Source organism: Novosphingobium bradum (assembly GCF_042646485.1).
GTDB classification, from domain to species: Bacteria; Pseudomonadota; Alphaproteobacteria; order Sphingomonadales; family Sphingomonadaceae; genus Novosphingobium; species Novosphingobium bradum.
In genome coordinates, this window is record NZ_JBHRTQ010000004.1 from 271,152 (window position 1) to 287,867 (window position 16,716).

14 protein-coding genes and 1 tRNA gene are annotated in these 16,716 nt (G+C 69.2%); 7 read left to right on the plus strand and 8 right to left on the minus strand.

Translation table 11 applies throughout. From position 1 onward, the window contains the following. Nucleotides 1-21 precede the first annotated feature (21 nt). Nucleotides 22-2,895 carry a formate dehydrogenase subunit alpha gene (gene fdhF, locus ACFOD9_RS04745; RefSeq protein WP_379508937.1) on the plus strand — a complete coding sequence of 958 codons (2,874 nt, stop codon included), beginning with the start codon at nt 22-24 and terminating at the stop codon, nt 2,893-2,895. A gap of 2 nt (nt 2,896-2,897) precedes the next feature. Beyond that, on the plus strand, nt 2,898-3,116 hold the full coding sequence (locus ACFOD9_RS04750) for a formate dehydrogenase subunit delta (protein WP_379508938.1): 219 nt from the start codon (nt 2,898-2,900) through the stop codon (nt 3,114-3,116). A 6-nt stretch (nt 3,117-3,122) separates the two neighbouring features. Here the strand turns inward: ACFOD9_RS04750 and ACFOD9_RS04755 are convergent, their stop codons facing one another. From ACFOD9_RS04755 to argH, 7 genes are all read right to left on the minus strand, one after another. Further along, nucleotides 3,123-4,025 (minus strand): transposase, encoded by a 903-nt coding sequence (locus tag ACFOD9_RS04755; RefSeq protein ID WP_379508939.1) that lies wholly within the window; start codon nt 4,023-4,025, stop codon nt 3,123-3,125. Further along, complete coding sequence (locus ACFOD9_RS04760) at nt 4,013-4,981, minus strand: hypothetical protein (RefSeq protein ID WP_379508940.1); 969 nt, start codon at nt 4,979-4,981, stop codon at nt 4,013-4,015. Before ACFOD9_RS04760 ends, ACFOD9_RS04755 begins: the two co-directional genes overlap by 13 nt. Nucleotides 4,982-5,006: 25 nt before the next feature. After that, nucleotides 5,007-5,156 (minus strand): hypothetical protein, encoded by a 150-nt coding sequence (locus ACFOD9_RS04765; protein WP_379508941.1) that lies wholly within the window; start codon nt 5,154-5,156, stop codon nt 5,007-5,009. A 97-nt stretch (nt 5,157-5,253) separates the two neighbouring features. Beyond that, on the minus strand, nt 5,254-6,057 hold the full coding sequence (locus tag ACFOD9_RS04770) for a precorrin-2 dehydrogenase/sirohydrochlorin ferrochelatase family protein (RefSeq protein ID WP_379508942.1): 804 nt from the start codon (nt 6,055-6,057) through the stop codon (nt 5,254-5,256). 112 nt (nt 6,058-6,169) lie between these two features. Then, nucleotides 6,170-7,429, minus strand: coding sequence for a diaminopimelate decarboxylase (gene lysA / locus ACFOD9_RS04775; protein ID WP_379508943.1), 1,260 nt, complete (start codon nt 7,427-7,429; stop codon nt 6,170-6,172). Between the two features lie 38 nt (nt 7,430-7,467). Continuing rightward, the gene (locus ACFOD9_RS04780; protein ID WP_379508944.1) at nt 7,468-7,716 is read right to left on the minus strand and encodes a hypothetical protein; all 249 of its coding nucleotides are present in this window, start codon (nt 7,714-7,716) and stop codon (nt 7,468-7,470) included. A gap of 25 nt (nt 7,717-7,741) precedes the next feature. Beyond that, nucleotides 7,742-9,115, minus strand: coding sequence for an argininosuccinate lyase (gene argH, locus ACFOD9_RS04785; protein WP_379509010.1), 1,374 nt, complete (start codon nt 9,113-9,115; stop codon nt 7,742-7,744). Nucleotides 9,116-9,131: 16 nt separating this feature from the next. Between argH and ACFOD9_RS04790 the strand changes: the two genes are divergently transcribed. The 3 genes from ACFOD9_RS04790 to ACFOD9_RS04800 all read left to right on the plus strand — a co-directional run bounded on the left by ACFOD9_RS04790 (nt 9,132) and on the right by ACFOD9_RS04800 (nt 12,454). Then, on the plus strand, nt 9,132-9,704 hold the full coding sequence (locus ACFOD9_RS04790) for a TlpA family protein disulfide reductase (RefSeq protein WP_379508945.1): 573 nt from the start codon (nt 9,132-9,134) through the stop codon (nt 9,702-9,704). Between the two features lie 101 nt (nt 9,705-9,805). After that, a tRNA-Leu gene (locus ACFOD9_RS04795) sits at nt 9,806-9,892 on the plus strand. A 366-nt stretch (nt 9,893-10,258) separates the two neighbouring features. Then, a complete protein-coding gene (locus ACFOD9_RS04800) occupies nt 10,259-12,454 on the plus strand; it encodes a beta-glucosidase family protein (protein WP_379508946.1) in 2,196 nt (731 codons plus the stop codon). A gap of 36 nt (nt 12,455-12,490) precedes the next feature. On the opposite strand, the gene ACFOD9_RS04805 is transcribed toward ACFOD9_RS04800, so the two are convergent. Then, complete coding sequence (locus ACFOD9_RS04805; RefSeq protein ID WP_379508947.1) at nt 12,491-13,174, minus strand: TetR/AcrR family transcriptional regulator; 684 nt, start codon at nt 13,172-13,174, stop codon at nt 12,491-12,493. A gap of 167 nt (nt 13,175-13,341) precedes the next feature. Between ACFOD9_RS04805 and ACFOD9_RS04810 the strand changes: the two genes are divergently transcribed. Together ACFOD9_RS04810 and ACFOD9_RS04815 are read left to right on the plus strand one after the other, a co-directional pair. Then, nucleotides 13,342-15,567 carry a TonB-dependent receptor gene (locus ACFOD9_RS04810; RefSeq protein ID WP_379508948.1) on the plus strand — a complete coding sequence of 742 codons (2,226 nt, stop codon included), beginning with the start codon at nt 13,342-13,344 and terminating at the stop codon, nt 15,565-15,567. An 87-nt stretch (nt 15,568-15,654) separates the two neighbouring features. Further along, the gene (locus ACFOD9_RS04815; protein ID WP_379508949.1) at nt 15,655-16,707 is read left to right on the plus strand and encodes an alpha/beta hydrolase; all 1,053 of its coding nucleotides are present in this window, start codon (nt 15,655-15,657) and stop codon (nt 16,705-16,707) included. The last annotated feature ends 9 nt before the right edge of the window (nt 16,708-16,716 follow it).

A 16,716-nucleotide genomic window follows, 5' to 3' on the forward strand; every position in this document is an offset into this window, starting at 1 on the left:
CGGCGCTGGTGGAGAGATCGGATGTCCTATGAACCGCAGGCCGACCTGGGCACGCCGCCGGTCGCCGGCGAGCCTTCGGTGCGGCTGACCATCGACGGGCGCGCGGTGAGCGTGCCGGCCGGAACCAGCGTGATGCGCGCCGCCGCGCTGTGCGGCGGGTCCATTCCCAGCCTGTGCGCCACCGATTCCATGGCGGCCTTCGGTTCGTGCCGGATGTGCCTGGTGGAGATCGAGGGCCGGCGCGGCGCCCCGGCCAGTTGCACCACCCCGGCGGAACCCGGCATGGTGGTCCACACCCAGACCGAGCGGCTGGCCCGGCTGCGCCGCTCGATCATGGAACTCACCATCTCCGACCACCCGCTCGACTGCCTGACCTGCAGCGCCAACAATGATTGCGAGTTGCAGGACACGGCGGCCCAGGTGGGCCTGCGCGACGTGCGCCACGGCTATGCCGGGGCCAATCACCTTGGCGCGGGCGTGGATGGCTCCAACCCCTATTTCGACTTCGATCCCGCCAAGTGCATCGTCTGTTCGCGCTGCGTGCGCGCCTGCGACGAGGTGCAGGGCACTTTCGCGCTGACCATCGACGGGCGCGGCTTTGCCTCGGCGGTTTCGGCGGGCCAGGCGGCCGACGATTTCCTCTCCAGCGAATGCGTGAGCTGCGGCGCCTGCGTCCAGGCCTGCCCGACCGCCAGCTTGCAGGAAAAGGCCGTGACCGCGATCGGCAAGCCCGAGCGCGCGGTGGTCACCACCTGCGCCTATTGCGGGGTGGGCTGCACCTTCCGCGCCGAAATGAAGGGCGAGCAGCTGGTCCGCATGGTGCCGTGGAAGGACGGCAAGGCCAATCGCGGCCACGCCTGCGTGAAAGGCCGCTTCGCCTGGGGCTATGCCAATCACCGCGACCGGGTGCTCAAGCCGCTGATCCGCGATTCGATCGAGGAACCCTGGCGCGAGGTGGGCTGGGACGAGGCCATGGCCTTCACCGCCGCCAAGCTGAACGCGATCAAGGCGCAACACGGCGCCCGCGCGCTGGGCGGGATCACCTCCAGCCGCTGCACCAACGAGGAGGTCTGGTTGGTCCAGAAGCTGGTGCGCGCCGGCTTTGGCAGCAACAATGTCGATACCTGCGCGCGGGTGTGCCATTCGCCCACCGGCTACGGCCTGTCGAAAACCTTCGGGACCAGCGCGGGCACGCAGGACTTCGACAGCGTGGAAGCGGCCGACGTGGTCATGGTGATCGGCGCCAATCCGACCGACGGGCACCCGGTTTTCGCGTCGCGCCTGAAGCGGCGGCTGCGAAAAGGCGCGAAGCTGATCGTGATCGACCCGCGCCGGATCGACCTGGTTCGCAGCCCCCACATCGAGGCCGCCCATCACCTGGCCTTGCAGCCGGGCACCAATGTCGCCGTGCTGACCGCCATGGCCCATGTGATCGTGACCGAAGGTCTGGCTGACGAAGCGTTCGTGCGCGAGCGCTGCGACTGGGACGAATACCAGCACTGGGCCGCCTTCGTGGGGCAGGAGCGCCATTCGCCCGAAGCGCTCGAACCGGTCACCCGCGTGCCCGCCGCCGACCTGCGCGCGGCGGCCCGGCTCTATGCCACGGGCGGGCCAGGTTGGGCTTCAGCCGAGCGAAGCAGGCCGAACGCCGCGATCTACTATGGCCTGGGCGTGACCGAGCACAGCCAGGGCTCGTCCACGGTCATGGCCATCGCCAACCTGGCCATGGCCACCGGCAACGTGGGCCGCCCCGGCGTGGGGGTGAACCCGCTGAGGGGCCAGAACAACGTGCAGGGCAGCTGCGACATGGGCTCCTTCCCCCACGAACTGCCCGGCTACCGCCACATCGCGGGCGCCGAAGTGCGCGCCAGCTTCGAGGCGGACTGGGGCGTGCGCCTTGATCCCGAGCCGGGCCTGCGGATTCCCAATATGCTGGATGCCGCGCTCGATGGCTCGTTCCGGGCGCTTTACGTGCAGGGCGAGGATATCCTGCAAAGCGATCCCAACACCCACCACGTTGCCGCGGGCCTGGCCGCGATGGACCTGGTCATCGTCCACGACCTGTTCCTCAACGAGACCGCGAACTACGCCCACGTGTTCCTGCCCGGCTCCACCTTCCTCGAAAAGAACGGCACCTTCACCAATGCCGAACGCCGCATCCAGCTGGTCCGCAAGGTGATGGAGCCGGCCAATGGCCTGGAAGACTGGGAGGTGACCCAGGAACTGGCCAGGGCCATGGGGCTGGACTGGAATTACGCCCACCCGAGCGAGATCATGGACGAGGTCGCCCGGCTGACCCCCACCTTTGCCGGGGTCAGCCATGCCCGGCTCGAGGCGGAAGGTTCGCTGCAATGGCCGGTCGACGCCGCGCACCCCGATGGCAGCCCGATCATGCACGTCGATGCCTTCGTGCGGGGCAAGGGCCGGTTCATGGTGACCGACTATGTCCCCACCGACGAGAAGACCGGGCCGCGCTATCCGCTGCTGCTGACCACGGGCCGCATCCTCTCGCAATACAATGTCGGCGCGCAGACCCGGCGCACGGCCAATACCGTGTGGCACCCGGAAGACCTGCTGGAGATGCACCCGCTTGACGCCGGGAACCGGGGGTTGAAGGACGGCGCTTGGGTGCGCCTCGCCAGCCGCACCGGCGAGACCACGCTGCGCCTCGCGGTAACCGACCGGGTGGCGCCGGGCGTGGTCTATACCACCTTCCACCACCCCGCCACGCAAGCCAACGTGGTCACCACCGAATATTCCGACTGGGCCACCAATTGCCCGGAATACAAGGTGACCGCGGTGCAGGTGACCGCCAGCAACGGCCCGACCGAGTGGCAGGAAAGCTATGCCAGCTGGTCGGAAAAGAGCCGGCGCATCACCACGGCGGATCAGTGACCATGGACAAGGCCCGGCTCCACTACATGGCCAACCAGATCGCCCGCAACCTGGCCGCGCAAGGCCCGGACGCGGCGGCAGAGGCCACCGCCCGCCACCTCGCCGACTACTGGGACCCGCGAATGAAGGCCGCGCTCCTGGGCGGTGGGACGGAAGGGCTGGACCCGATCGCGCGCGCGGCGGTGGACCTGCTGCGGGCCATGCGGCCCGTCAGCCCCTAGGCCCGATCACGCCGGAACCGCGATGACCCCACGGCGCGCGCGGGCTTCCATTTCCACCATCCGGCTGCCCGAGCCTTCGGCCACGGCCCAGATCGCGTCGCGTCGCGCAAGGTCGGTCTCGCGCGCGGCGAGCGAGTCCCAGGCGGTGACGCGCAGGCGATCGCTCGGGTGGCGGCGGGCGAAGTGTTCGGCCAGGTCCAGCGCCTCGTCCCCGCCCAGCGCGACGGCCAGGCGCAGGAAGCTCTCGGACGGGCCGCAATCGACATTGGCGGCGATGGTCCCGCGCTCCACGTCGAAGGTGTACTGATCGAGCCAGCGGATCGCCGGGACCGCGTGCATCACGTTGACCGAGACCGACAGCGCATCGGCCGGCAATTGCAGGTGCACATCCCGATGGGCACGGTAGAGCATGATCCGGTCAGACTCCAGGCGGTGCCGGCCCATGGGGCGCAGATGCGCCGCCTCGCCGGCCCAGCCGGTCACGCCGTCGTAGTCGTATTCGTAGAACTCGCTCCAGTAGCCCGGGCCGAAATAGCCGTGGGTGAGGAAGGAGAAGTTGTGATCGTGGGGCAGGCCGTAGACGAAGCTTTCCTGGCCGCTCGCCCCCAGCACGCCCTCGCCCGCGCCCGGCCAGATCGCGCAGCGCAGGAACGAGGAGGAACCCGGCGCGGTGAGCATGATCACCTGCGGGCCATAGGCCTGGGCCGGTTCGTCGCGGTGGCGGGCGCTCAGCGATTCGACCAGCACATCGCCCAGGAAATCGCGGTTGTTGCCCAGCCGCCGCAGCCACAGCGCGGCATGGGACAGGCTTTCCGGATCGACCGGATCAAACGGCACGGCATCCAGCGCGGCGGCGCAATCGCCAAGCGAGCAGGCGGCCTCGTCGGCCACGTCGATCAGGCAGGGCATGGTTCAAGCTCCGCGAGGACGGGATAGTTTTCGAGCAATTGCGCGCGCAGGGCGCCGGCGGGCACGGCCAGCGCGTCCTCGGCGCTGCGGGCAAGCACGGTGAGCGCGCGGAAGCCGACGGCGGTATCAAGCCCCAGGCATTCGCGCAAAGCCTGCCAGCGCAGGCTGTCGCCGCGCCCGGCCTCCAGCGCGATCGCCGCCAGTTCGGGCGCGGCATCGGCCCGGCCCATCCGGCCCAGCAGGGTAATCGCCAGCTCCATCCGGCTCTCGCGCGGATCGGAGGCGGCCTGGTGGATCAGCGCGCCGCCGGCCAATTCGTATTCGCGCACCGGAACCGCACCCGCCCGGCGCCGGGCCAGGCGCAGCAGGACCAGGCTGCCGGGCACCCGATCGACCAGCAGCGCCTCGCGCTCCACATCGCGGCCCAGCGCCACGCCGGGCGCCAGGGCGAGGCGGTGCTGGACGAGGCTGTCATCGGCGCGGCGCTCGACCAGCCGGCCCTCGCCGCTGCCGGCCAGGACCACGTCCCATTCCTCGCTGGGGGCAAAGGCGACCGAGCGGGCCGGGGGCATCTTCGCCAGGGCCGGTCCGGCGACGACGACCAGGGTCAGCGTGGCGCCGCGCTCCTGGGCCAGCAGCAGCGTGGCCGAGGCGGGCGTGGACTGGTGGCGCAGCGGAACGTGACCGAAGGGTTCGGCGGCGATGGCCGGCAGCAGGGCCGCGACCAGCCGATCGACGAAGGCCTTAGCCGCGCCGCCTTGGCCACCCAGCAGGGCGGCCAGCGGCGGGCAGCGGGCCAGATCGGCCCCGCCGGCGAAAGCCGCGAAGGCGTCCAGCACCGCCGCGCCCCCAGGCCTGGCCTGCCAGGCGGCGAGAGCGGCGCCATGCCGCGCCTGCGCGCGTTCGAGCAGGGCCGGATCGGTGATCAAGGCCCGGATTTCAGGTGCGATGTGCATGGAACAAGCCTCCGCGGCCAAGGCCTCAGCGGTGAGTCGCGTCGTAGAGGAAGGTCATCACGATGATCCACGAATCATCGGCGAACATCAGGCCCTTGTGGACGAGGCTGCCGAACACGCCGGTGGCGGCGGAAAGGTCGGGCAGGCTCGAAACGTCGATCTTGGGAAGGTTCATGAGGGGTCCCCTGGTTGCGCGCAGGACACCTCGCCCCGCGCCGGCCAAGGGTGGCGGCAGCGGCGGGGGGACAGAAATTAAAAGCCTGTAATCGATTTTATCTAGGTGATTTTACTCGGATAATTAAGCCGTCCCACGCGGGCACCGCGCCATCCGGAGGGATCATCCGCCGCGCCGCATCGGCCCTGGCGCGCAGCAGCACCGCCTCGGGCACGCCGGGTTCGTGCGCCACAAGGTCGGCCGACCCGAGCAGCCGCGCCTCGCGCAGGGTCAGGTCATCGGGATCGAGGCTCCGCAGGACGATCTCGGCCACCGCGCCGATCCCGGTTTCCCCGCCGGCTTCCGCGCCGTCCAGCCAGCCGGATACCCGGTCGGCGCTGGCCGGATCGAGCGGATCGAGCGGGCCACCTGCCGCCAGCGCCGCATCGAGCGCGCGGCGGCGCGCGCCGGCATCGGGAAAGCGCGCGCGCAGGGCCGCGCGCGCCCGGCCCAGCCCCTCGGCCAGTGTGCCCAGCCCCGGCGGCAGCAAGGCCTCCAGCCGCAGCCGCAGCGCCTTGGCCAGCCCGGCGGAAACCCCGCCCGTGCCGACCGCGACCAGCACCGGCCCGCGTTCGAGCAGGCTCGGCACGGTGAAGTCGCACAGCGCCGGACGATCGACCACGTTGACCAGCAAGCCCGCGCCGCGCAGGCGGATCGCATCGGCCTCGGCGGCGCCGGCATCGGCATGGGCCACGAAGGCCAGCAGCGCGCCGCGATCGATGCCTTCCTGCAGGTGGGTGATCACGTCGCCGCCCGCGCGCTCGACCAGCCGGCGCTTGGCCTCGGCCGCCTCCCCCTCGCCCAGCACGATCACCGGCTGGCCGGCGATGCGGTGGTAGAGCGGCAGGGTGGCAAGGGTCATGGGGTGAACCGGCGTTGCGCGACACCCTTCGACAGGCTCGGGGTGAGCGGGGTTTGTGAATAATCCCCTTACCCGCTCGGGCCGGGCTTGTCGAAGCCCCCCGCCCGGCCGCTCAGCCGAGCCAGTCGGGAACGTGTTCGGCGGCGAGGATCGTGGCCGGATCGATCCGCTCGGCAACCACCGCCCAGCGATCGCCATCGACCATCACCTCGGGCACCAGCGAGCGGGAATTGTAGGTGTTGGCCATGGTGGCGCCATAGGCTCCGGCGGTGCGGAACACGGCAAGATCGCCCGGCCCCACCGCATCGATCTCGCGGCCCATGGCGAAAGTGTCGGAGGTTTCGCAGATGGGGCCGACAATGTTGGCCACCATCCTGGCCCCATTGGGCACCACGGCCAGGAAATCGTGCCAGGCATCGTAGAGCGCAGGACGGGCCAGATCGTTCATCGCCGCGTCCACCACCACGAAGGGGGCGGAAACCCCCTCCTTCACCCGGACGACCTCGGTCACCAGCACGCCGGAATTGCCCGAGATCACCCGGCCCGGCTCGAACATCAAGGTTACCCCCCAATCGGCCGTGACCCTCGCGACCATAGCGCCGTATTCGGCCGGCGTCGGGAAGACCTCGCCGGCCTTGTAGGGCACGCCGACCCCGCCACCCAGGTCCATGTGGGTGATCGCATCGCCGCCCGCCCGGATGGCGCGCATCAGCTCGCCCATCTTGACGAAGGCGGCTTCAAGCGGGGCGAGGCTGGCGAGCTGGCTGCCGATGTGGACCGCCAGTCCGCGCATCTCCAGGCCCGGCAGGACGGCGAGCCGGCCATAGATCCCGGCCGCGCGATCATAGGGCACGCCGAACTTGTTCTCGGCCTTGCCGGTGGAAATCTTGCCGTGGGTGCCGGCATCGACATCGGGATTGACGCGCAGGGCAGCGCTGGCGACCAGCCCCATCGACGCGGCGAGCCGGGCCAGCTCCACGCCCTCTTCCTCGCTCTCGAGGTTGAACTGGCCGATCCCGGCCTCCAGCGCCCGGCGCATTTCGGCCAGGGTCTTGCCCACGCCCGAAAAGACGATGCCCCGGGCCGGCATTCCGGCGGCCAGCGCCCGGTCCATCTCGCCGGCCGAGACCACGTCGGCCCCCAGCCCTTCGCGCGCCAGCACGCGCAGCACGGCGACATTGGGGTTCGACTTGACCGCGAAGGCCACGTGCTTGCTCGGCAGGGCCGCAAGCCCATCGAGGAACACCCGCGCATGGCGGGTCAGCGTGGCGCGCGAATAGACGTAGACCGGGGTGCCGACCTCGGCGGCAATCGCCGGAAGCGGAACGTCCTCGGCATGAAGCACGCCGGCCTTGTATGCGAAATGATCCATCGTCGGTCCTGTAAGCCGGCCTGCGCGACCGGGAATGATCAACCCTGCGGAGGCAGATCGAAAGGGTCATCCTCGCGCGGTTCGGAACGGCTACGCAATTCCACACTGCGTTCGGGCGAGGCCTGGGGGGTGGGCACCATCAGCTCGCTGGGCTTGGGCCGATCGCCCCGGCCCAGCGGCGCCACCGGCAGGTCGCGGCCCGCGCGCGGTTTCAGCTCCGCGGTCTGCCCGCAGGACACCAGCGCCAAAAGGGCGGGCAGGAGAGCAAGCGGGGCGAGCAGGCGCATCGGGTCGGGCCTCTTTGCGAAACGTTCAGCCAAGGCCCAGCGCCGCGCGCGCCTCGGCCACGCGCTGTTCTACCTGTTCGGGCGCGGTTCCGCCATGGCTGCAACGCGCCGCCACAGAAGCCTCGACCGAGAGCGCGGCATAGACCCGCTCGTCGATCCGCGCGTCGATGGCTTGCAGGTCGGCCAGCGGGAGCTGATCCAGCGCCACGCCCCGGCTTTCCGCCAGCTTCACCGCGGCGCCAGTGATGTGATGGGCCTCGCGGAAGGGAATGTTCGCCTGGCGCACCAGCCAGTCGGCCAGATCAGTCGCCGTGGCATAGCCCAGTTCCGCCGCCGCCCGCATCCGGTCGGTGCGGAACTCGGTGGCCGCGACCATCCCGGTCATCGCGGCCAGGCACAGGGTGAGCAGCGAGGCGGCCTCGAACACCGGCGGCTTGTCGTCCTGCATATCCTTGGAATAGGCCAGCGGCAGGCCCTTCATCGTGATCATCAGCGCGGTCAGGCTGCCGACGATCCGTCCGGAATGGCCGCGCACCAGTTCGGCGGCATCGGGGTTCTTCTTCTGCGGCATGATCGAGCTGCCGGTCGACAGGCTGTCGGGCAGGCGCACGAAGCCGAAGGGCTGGCTCGCCCAGATGATGAATTCCTCGGCCAGCCGCGAGAGGTGCAGCGCGGTTTGCGCCGCGCTCATCAAGTAGTCGAGCGCGAAATCGCGGTCCGACACGGCATCGAGGCTGTTGGCGGTCGGCCCGTCGAAGCCGAGCGCGGCGGCCGTGGCCGTGCGATCGATCGGAAAGCCGGTGCCGGCCAGCGCCGCCGAGCCCAGCGGGCAGCGGTTCATCCGCTCGCGCGCATCGGCAAAGCGCGACCGGTCGCGCGCGGCCATCTCGTAATAGGCCAGCAGGTGATGGCCCAGGGTAACCGGTTGCGCGGTCTGCAGGTGGGTGAAGCCGGGCATGATCGAGCGGGCGTGCTCGCCCGCGCGGATCACCAGCGCCTCCTGCAAGGCCTTGAGGCCCGCATCGGCCTGTTCGCAGGCCTCCCGCACCCACAGGCGAAAATCGGTCGCCACCTGGTCGTTGCGGCTGCGCGCGGTGTGCAGGCGACCCGCCGCCGGGCCGATCAGCTCGGCCAGCCGGCTCTCGGTGGTCATGTGGATGTCTTCGAGATCCCAGTTCTCGGGAACCCCGCTGGCCGCGTATTCGGCCGCCACCTGGTCCAGCCCGCCAGCGATCAGGGCCGCGTCCTCGGGGCTGACGATGCCCTGCGCGCCCAGCATGGCCACATGGGCCTTGGACGCGGCGATGTCCTGCCGCCACAACGCCTTGTCGAAGGGGATCGAGGCATTTATCTCGCGCATGATCGCCGAAGGCCCCTGCGCGAAGCGCCCGCCCCACATCTGATTGGAACCCGCCTTGTTGTCGTCCCGCTCGCTCAAGCTCGTTGTCCTTGGCTGTTGCCTGCTGGCCATGGGGGGGTGCGATAGGCAAGGCGGCGCGGACGCGCAAGGCGGCTCGTCGGCCGCGACCGCGCCGGCCGCGGCCGAACCGGCCAAGGGGATCGACCGCAGCCACAAGGGCAGCCTCGCCCCGACCCTGGTCCTGGCCGATCCGGCCGGGCGCAAGCTGGCCCTGGCGAGCCTTGCCGGCAAGCCCTTCCTCGTGAACCTGTGGGCCACCTGGTGCGCGCCCTGCGTCACCGAGCTGCCCACGCTGGAAGCATTGGCGCTGAGCGGCAAGCTGCGCGTGATCACCGTCTCGCAGGATTCGGGCGAGCCGGGCAAGGTCGCGCAGTTCCTCAAGGCCAAGGGGCTGGCGAAGCTGGAGCCGTGGCTCGATCCGCAGAACGACCTGTCGTTCCACTATGCCACCGGCACCCTGCCGACGACCGTGCTCTACGACAGCCAGGGCCGCGAAGTCTGGCGCTTCGTGGGCGAGCATGACTGGTCTGGCGCCGAGACGGCCACCCTGCTGGCGGAGGCGCGCTGAAAATTCGTCACACAGGCGCCGCCAACCGTGTTGACACCCCCGCACGCCTACCCTAGAGGCGCCCTCCTACCTCGCAGCGAGCGACTTGGCCCGCTGCCCGTGCCCAGATGGCGGAATTGGTAGACGCACCAGCTTCAGGTGCTGGCGCTCGCAAGGGCGTGGAGGTTCGAGTCCTCTTCTGGGCACCATTTTCCAGTGTCAGATTACCCCTCGGGGGTCGTCAAACCCACAGAAATCTGCCATTCAGCGTCCCGCGTTGTCGCTGGACGATTGCCGACGTTCCCCCGCAATCCGCAAGATTTGGAGGCATGGCTGGGGGCACGCGCCACCGGTCCCGCGCGCGATGGAGCGAAGTCGCCGATCCTGGCTCCCGATTGCCATGGCGATAATGTCATCCCGGTCACCCCCAGCCCGAGCCGATGGCGCCGCTTGAGCGGCATCGAACATCCGTTTGCCAAAAACATTCAATCTTGAATGCATATAAATACGGTGATAGCCAACGGCCCGACCACCGCGATTGCATCGTGCATCCGGCTGAAAGGGTTTCTCGATCCATGCGTATCGTCCTCGCCGCCGGCAGCGCCCTGATTGCCCTGATGGGCAGCCCCCTCGCCGCCGCGCCTGGCCCCGACGAGGCCTGGCGGCGCGCCGAAGCCACGGTGAAGGCGATGACCCCGGCGGAAAAGACGGTGCTGACCCACGGCATCATGCCGCTGCCGATCGGCCCGACCCCGCCTCCGGTTCCCGCCGAGGCCATTCCCGGCGCCGGCTATGTGGGGGGCATCGCGCGGCTTGGCGTTCCCGCGCTCACCGAAACCGATGCGAGCCTGGGCGTTGCCTATGTCATGGGCCTGCGCCGCGACGGGGCCACCGCCATGCCCTCGGGCCTGGCCATGGCCGCCAGCTGGAACCCGGACCTGCTCGAACGGGGCGGCCGGATGCTGGGCGCCGAAACCCGCGCCAAGGGTTTCAACGTGCTGCTGGCCGGCGGCGCCAACCTGATGCGCGATCCGCGCAACGGCCGCACCTTCGAATATCTCTCCGAAGATCCGCTGCTCACCGGCGTCCTGGTCGGCCACAGCATTCGCGGGATCCAGTCGAACCACGTGATCTCGACCATCAAGCACTTCGCCCTCAACGGCCAGGAAACCGGGCGCAAGTTCGCCGACGTGCGGATCCCCGATGCCGCCGCGCGCGAGAGTGACCTGCTGGCCTTCCGGATCGGTATCGAGATCGGCCAGCCCGGCTCGGTGATGTGCGCCTACAACCGCGTCCACGGACAGCAGGCCTGCGCCAGCGACTACCTGCTCACCAGGGTGCTCAAGCAGGACTGGGGCTACAAGGGCTTCGTCATGTCGGACTGGGGCGCGGTGCCGGCGCTCGATGCCGCGCTCGGCGGGCTGGACCAGCAGTCGGGCGCGCAGCTTGATCCAGCGGTGTTCTTCGACAAGCCGCTCAGCCAGGCGGCGGCCAGCGATCCGCGCTATGCCGCGCGGGTCGACGACATGAACCGGCGGGTGCTCTGGGCGATCTACGCCAATGACCTCGACAAGCATCCGGCCAGGCCGGGCGGGGCGATCGACCTTGCAGCCAACAGCGAGATCGCGCTGGAAACCGCCCGGCAGGGCATCGTCCTGCTGCGGAACACCCGCAATGTCCTGCCACTGGCGGCAACCGCGCGGCGCATCGCGGTAATCGGCGGCCATGCCGATCAGGGCGTGCTGTCGGGAGCGGGATCGAGCCAGGTCCATGGGCCGGGCGGGCCGGCCCTGGTTGTCCCCGTTGCCGGGACCGGGCCGTGGGGCGCGTTCGTTTCGGAGCAGTACCACCGCTCCTCGCCGCTCGCCGCGATCAAGGCGCTGGCCCCGCAGGCCGATGTCCGCTTCCGCGATTCGCGCTATGTCCGCGATGCGGTGGAACAGGCGCGCGCAGCCGATGTCGCCATCATCTTCGCCACCAAGTGGGCGACCGAAGGCTATGATGCCCCCGACCTCTCGCTCCCCGACAACCAGGACGCCCTGATTGCCGCCGTGGCCGAGGCCAATCCGAACACCATCGTGGTGCTGGAAACGGGCAACCCCGTGGTGATGCCGTGGCTGGGCAAGACCGCGGCGGTGATCCAGGCGTGGTATCCGGGCGCGCGCGGCGGCGAGGCCATCGCCTCGGTCCTGTTCGGGCAGACCAATCCCTCCGGACGCCTGCCGATCACCTTCCCGGCCAGTGTCGACCAGCTGCCGCGCCCCCGGCTCGACGGCTACGACGCGTTCGAACCTGATTTTTCCGGCACGCCGCCCACCCCCGATGCCCGGCTCACCGTCGACTACGGCATCGAAGGCTCCGACGTGGGCTATCGCTGGAACGCCCGGCGCGGCCAGAAGGCGCTGTTCCCCTTCGGCTTCGGCCTGTCCTACTCCACCTTCGCCACCAGCGGCCTGACCACCAACGGCAAGACCGCCTCCTTCGTGGTGGCCAATACCGGCCAGCGCGCGGGCGCAACCACCGCCCAGCTCTACCTGGTCGATCGCAACGGCAAGCCCTGCCTGCGGCTGGCGGGGTTCCAGCGGGTGGACCTGCAACCGGGCGAGCGCAAGACGGTCAGCCTGGCGATCGACCCGCGCCTGCTGGCCGACTGGAAGGACGGCAAGTGGGCGATCGCCGGCGGCACCTATGCCTTCGCGCTGGGCGAGAATGCCGAGGCCATCGGCGCGCCGCGCAAGGTCAGGCTGGCCGCCCGCACCTGGCGCGACTGAGCCGGAGCCGGAGCCGGCCGGGGCCGGCGCTTCGGTTCAGGCCGGCACGGGCGCGCCATGCACGCGCATCCATTCGCCCTGGCCCGACCGCAGGAGCGACTCCAGCAGGGCCACGCTCCCGGCCAGCTCCGCCTGCGACTTGCCCATGCCCATCATGATCGACAGCCCCCGCGCCGACCAGACGATCAGGCGCACGGCGTGCTTGGCCGCTTCCATGTCGATCGCCACGGGCGCGGCCTGGTTGATACGCAAGGCTCCCATCAGGTTCTCGATCGAATTGCGCTCGATCTCGTCCTGGATCGGCATCAACTGTTCGGCCAACTGGGGATCGTTGCGGCAGCCGTTGAGGATCTCGAGCACGGCAATGGCCGACGGGCGCCGGCTGATCTCCCAGATGACCGCAGGGAAATCCGACAGGTCGAGATTCGGCTTTCCATTGAAGTATCTGCGATATTCAAGCAATTCTTCGGCATAGACGTGCTTGACCACCTCGATCATCAAGGCCGCCTTGGTCCCGAACTGGTGCTGGAAGGCGCCGCGGCTCAGCCCGGCTTCCTCGGGAATCGCCAGGGTCGTCGTCCCGGCGTAGCCCACCCGGCACAGCAGCCGGATCGCCGCCTCGACCAGGGCGAGGCGGGTATCGGCGGTTCGCCTGGCCTGGCTGCGGCGAACGGGCCTCGCGGCCGCCCTGGCAGGTTCGGAAGAAGGCAATTGGGTCATTCCGCGCGGTTCCGCCCTGGATTCCTGTGCCCGGAACGGCCCGGGCGACGCATGGGCTATCGCCGCGCCCGGAAAAATCAACCACGACTTAACAATCAAACTTGATTGAATGATCATGCGCGGTTATGAGCGAAGGTGACAGAATCATCTGCATCCGGGAGGAAATGATGAAGGCCTACTTTTTGACATCCGCCGCGGCGCTGGCCGTGCTCTCGCTTCCGGGCATCGCCCATGCCCAGGCGGCTGACGAATCGGGAGCCGCCGGCTCCGAGATCATCGTCACCGCCAACAAGCGCACGGAGCGCGTTCAGGAGGTTCCCTCCTCGATCGCGGTGGTCAACAACACCGCCCTCGAACGCCAGGGCGTGACCCGGCTTGAGGATCTGCAGCGGGCCGTCCCCGGCCTGGCGATGACTTCGAGCACCGGCCAGTCGCACTCCACCATCGCGGTGCGCGGCGTGTTCTCGAACAACATCAGCGCGGGCATCCCCGCCGCCGTCGGCGTCGTGATCGACGATCTGCCCCAGCCGGTCGACGCCCGCGGCTTCAACGAACTGGTCGATATCGAGCGGATCGAGGTTCTTCGCGGCCCGCAGTCGACCATCAGCGGTCGCAACTCGGCCGCCGGCCTCATCAACATCGTCACCCGCGGGCCGAGCAAGACCCTCAAGGTCGATGCCAGCCAGACCGTGACCACCGACCAGGAATACCGCACCGCGCTGTTCGTGTCCGGGCCGCTCGGCGACAACGCCGGCGCCAGCCTGTCGGGCTATTACAACGACTGGGCGGGCAACATCCGCAACCTTGCCACCAACAAGAAGGAAGGCAAGCAGTCCTACGGCGTTCGCGGCCGGCTTGAACTGCGCCCGGCCGAAGGCGTGACCATCCAGGCCATGGGCTACTACCAGCACCTCAACGAACAGCAGGGCACCCCGCTCTACCAGTACTTCGGTGCCGGCGCGCTGGTCTCGGGCGCTCTCCCGCCGGCCTTCGCCTTCGGCGACTTGACGCCGGGCGGGATCGTGTTCGATCGGCACAACCAGCTGGTGAACAGCACGGCGCCGGTCTTCCAGCACACCAATTCCTATGGCGGTAGCCTGCGCGCCACGATCGACATCGGCAAGCTGCAGCTCATGTCGATCTCGGGCTACCAGCGCGAGGACAACGACACCGTCCAGGATGCCCTGGGCGTCAACGCCTTCACGCTCAACTTCTTCCCCGGCTGGGACGGCACCCAGCGCAGCCAGGGCAAGCTCACCGTCGAGAGCCAGGAACTGCGCCTGATCTCCCCGGCCAGCGACCGCCTGAGCTATGTCCTGGGCCTGTTCTATTCGGCCACGAACCAGGACGCCGCCTTCCAGCGCGTGGTCTTCTTCCCCTACAATTCGAAGGCCTTCGTCCAGTACAAGAACTACGCCGCCTATGCGCGTGCCACGTTCCGGGCGACCGACCAGGTCTCGATCCTGGGCGGCCTGCGCTACAACGCCGACCACGGGCGCTATAGCCAGACCCTCAATGGTCCCACCTCGGCCAACAAGGCCACCGACGAACACCTGCTCGGCGATATCTCGCTGCAGTATCGCCCGGTTACCGATGTGATGCTCTATGGGCGCTACGCCCATGGCCTGCAGGGCATGGGCTTCGACCTCAATGCCCCGGTGCCCTCGGGCACGCCGATCGCGCCGACCGCGCCTGGCGGCGTCGACAGCTTCGAGATCGGCGCCAAGACGCAGTTCCTCGATCGCCGGCTGACGCTGAACGTCGCGGCCTATACGTCGGTGTTCAAGAACTACCTGTCGCAGAAGGTCAACAGCCAGCTGATCTTCGAGCTGGTCAACGTCGGCAAGGTCCGGGCGCGCGGCTTCGAGATCGAAGCCTCGCTGAAGGCCACCGATGCGCTGAGCCTCAACTTCAGCGGCGCCTACACCGATGCCACCTACCGCAACTACACCGGCGCCCAGTGCTTCGTCGGCCAGACAGCGGCCCAGGGCTGCGTCGGCGGTTCGCAGAACCTGACCGGCAAGCGCCTGGCCGTCAGCCCCGAGTGGCAGATGAGCGGCGGGTTCGAATATGTCGCCAAGCTGCCCTCGGCGCCGTTCGACGTCTCGTTCCGGGCTGATGCCTCCTACCAGACCGAGGTGTTCTTCGACTCCCCCGGTTCGCCCAACAAGCAGGACGCCTACGGGATCGTGAACCTGTCGGCCTCGCTGCTTGACCACAACGACCACTGGAAGCTGACCGCTTTCGTCAACAACGTGACCGACAAGGAACACACCGCCGGCTACGCCGACATCGGCGGGGTGATCCTGGGCAACGTCTCGGGTCTCCAGACCCGCTCGCTGCCGCGCGATTTCCGTCGCTACGGCGGGGTGCGCCTGAACGTCACCTTCTGATGACCTGCGCGGTCACGGTTTGACCAAATTGCGGCTCCCGGTCAGCTTTCCTGACCGGGAGCCGTTTTCATTTCAGGAGTACCCCACATGAACCTTCGCCGCCGCGACATGGCCCGGCTGGCCCTCGCCGCCGCCGCCACCGCTGCCCTGCGCCCCGGCCTGGCGCTGGCCGGCCCGGCCGCCCACGCCGATCCGCTCTGGTACATCAACGCCGAGCTGCGGCCCTTCGTCCGCAGGATCCTGCCCCTGATCGACAGCTTCCCCAAGCTTGTCCCCGGCAACCTTGCGGCGGTCCGCAAGGGCGTCATCCCGCCCGCCCCGCCACTCGCCACGGTGCCCTGGGAAAAGCGCGCCATTCCCGGCTCGCCCGGCCAGCCCGAGGTCACGGTCTATGTGATCAACGCCAAGGCCGGCGCCGCGCGCGGCGGCATTCTCCACACCCACGGCGGGGGCTATGTCGCCGGCTCGGTGGTCGGCGATCTCGCCTGGCTTCAGGAACTGGCCGCCACCCTCGATTGCGGCATCGTCAGCGTGGACTACCGCCTCGCCCCCGAAACCACCTGGCGCGGTTCGCTCGAAGACAATTACGCCGGGCTCAAGTGGCTCCACGGCAATGGTCCCGCGCTGGGCATCGATCCGGCCCGCATCGCGGTGATGGGCGAAAGCGCTGGCGGCGGCCACGCGGCCCTGCTGGCGCTCGCCGCGCGCGACCGGGGCGAGGTGCCGGTGGCGTTCCAGTGCCTGACCTACCCGATGCTCGACGATCGCACCGGCTCGTCGCGCGCGGTGCCCTATCCGATCGGCGCCTTCGGCTGGAAGGTGCCCGACAACCAGTTCGGCTGGCGCGCCTTCCTCGGCATGAAGCCGGGCGGGCGCGATGTTCCCGCCGCGGCCGTGCCCGCGCGCCGCACTGATCTCGCTGGGTTGCCGCCGGCCTGGATCGGCGTCGGCTCGATCGATCTCTTCGTCAGCGAGGATATCGCCTATGCCAGGGCGCTGATCGAAGCCGGCGTGCCGGTGGAAAGCCACGTGGCCCCGGGCGCCTTCCACGGGTTCGACCGCTTCGTCACCGACACGGCCATCGCCAGGGATTTCAACCTCGCGCGGGTCCGCGCCCTCGCCACGGCGCTGAAGGCTTAGGTGGAACTG

What these genes read in the sequence shown, in the direction of transcription:
- fdhF (WP_379508937.1), top strand. Translation starts at nt 22, where the DNA reads ATGTCCTATGAACCGCAGGCCGACCTGGGCACGCCGCCGGTCGCCGGC.
- ACFOD9_RS04750 (WP_379508938.1), top strand. Translation starts at nt 2,898, where the DNA reads ATGGACAAGGCCCGGCTCCACTACATGGCCAACCAGATCGCCCGCAAC.
- ACFOD9_RS04755 (WP_379508939.1), bottom strand. Translation starts at nt 4,025, where the DNA reads ATGCCCTGCCTGATCGACGTGGCCGACGAGGCCGCCTGCTCGCTTGGC.
- ACFOD9_RS04760 (WP_379508940.1), bottom strand. Translation starts at nt 4,981, where the DNA reads ATGCACATCGCACCTGAAATCCGGGCCTTGATCACCGATCCGGCCCTG.
- ACFOD9_RS04765 (WP_379508941.1), bottom strand. Translation starts at nt 5,156, where the DNA reads ATGAACCTTCCCAAGATCGACGTTTCGAGCCTGCCCGACCTTTCCGCC.
- ACFOD9_RS04770 (WP_379508942.1), bottom strand. Translation starts at nt 6,057, where the DNA reads ATGACCCTTGCCACCCTGCCGCTCTACCACCGCATCGCCGGCCAGCCG.
- lysA (WP_379508943.1), bottom strand. Translation starts at nt 7,429, where the DNA reads ATGGATCATTTCGCATACAAGGCCGGCGTGCTTCATGCCGAGGACGTT.
- ACFOD9_RS04780 (WP_379508944.1), bottom strand. Translation starts at nt 7,716, where the DNA reads ATGCGCCTGCTCGCCCCGCTTGCTCTCCTGCCCGCCCTTTTGGCGCTG.
- argH (WP_379509010.1), bottom strand. Translation starts at nt 9,115, where the DNA reads ATGTGGGGCGGGCGCTTCGCGCAGGGGCCTTCGGCGATCATGCGCGAG.
- ACFOD9_RS04800 (WP_379508946.1), top strand. Translation starts at nt 10,259, where the DNA reads ATGCGTATCGTCCTCGCCGCCGGCAGCGCCCTGATTGCCCTGATGGGC.
- ACFOD9_RS04805 (WP_379508947.1), bottom strand. Translation starts at nt 13,174, where the DNA reads ATGACCCAATTGCCTTCTTCCGAACCTGCCAGGGCGGCCGCGAGGCCC.
- ACFOD9_RS04810 (WP_379508948.1), top strand. Translation starts at nt 13,342, where the DNA reads ATGAAGGCCTACTTTTTGACATCCGCCGCGGCGCTGGCCGTGCTCTCG.
- ACFOD9_RS04815 (WP_379508949.1), top strand. Translation starts at nt 15,655, where the DNA reads ATGAACCTTCGCCGCCGCGACATGGCCCGGCTGGCCCTCGCCGCCGCC.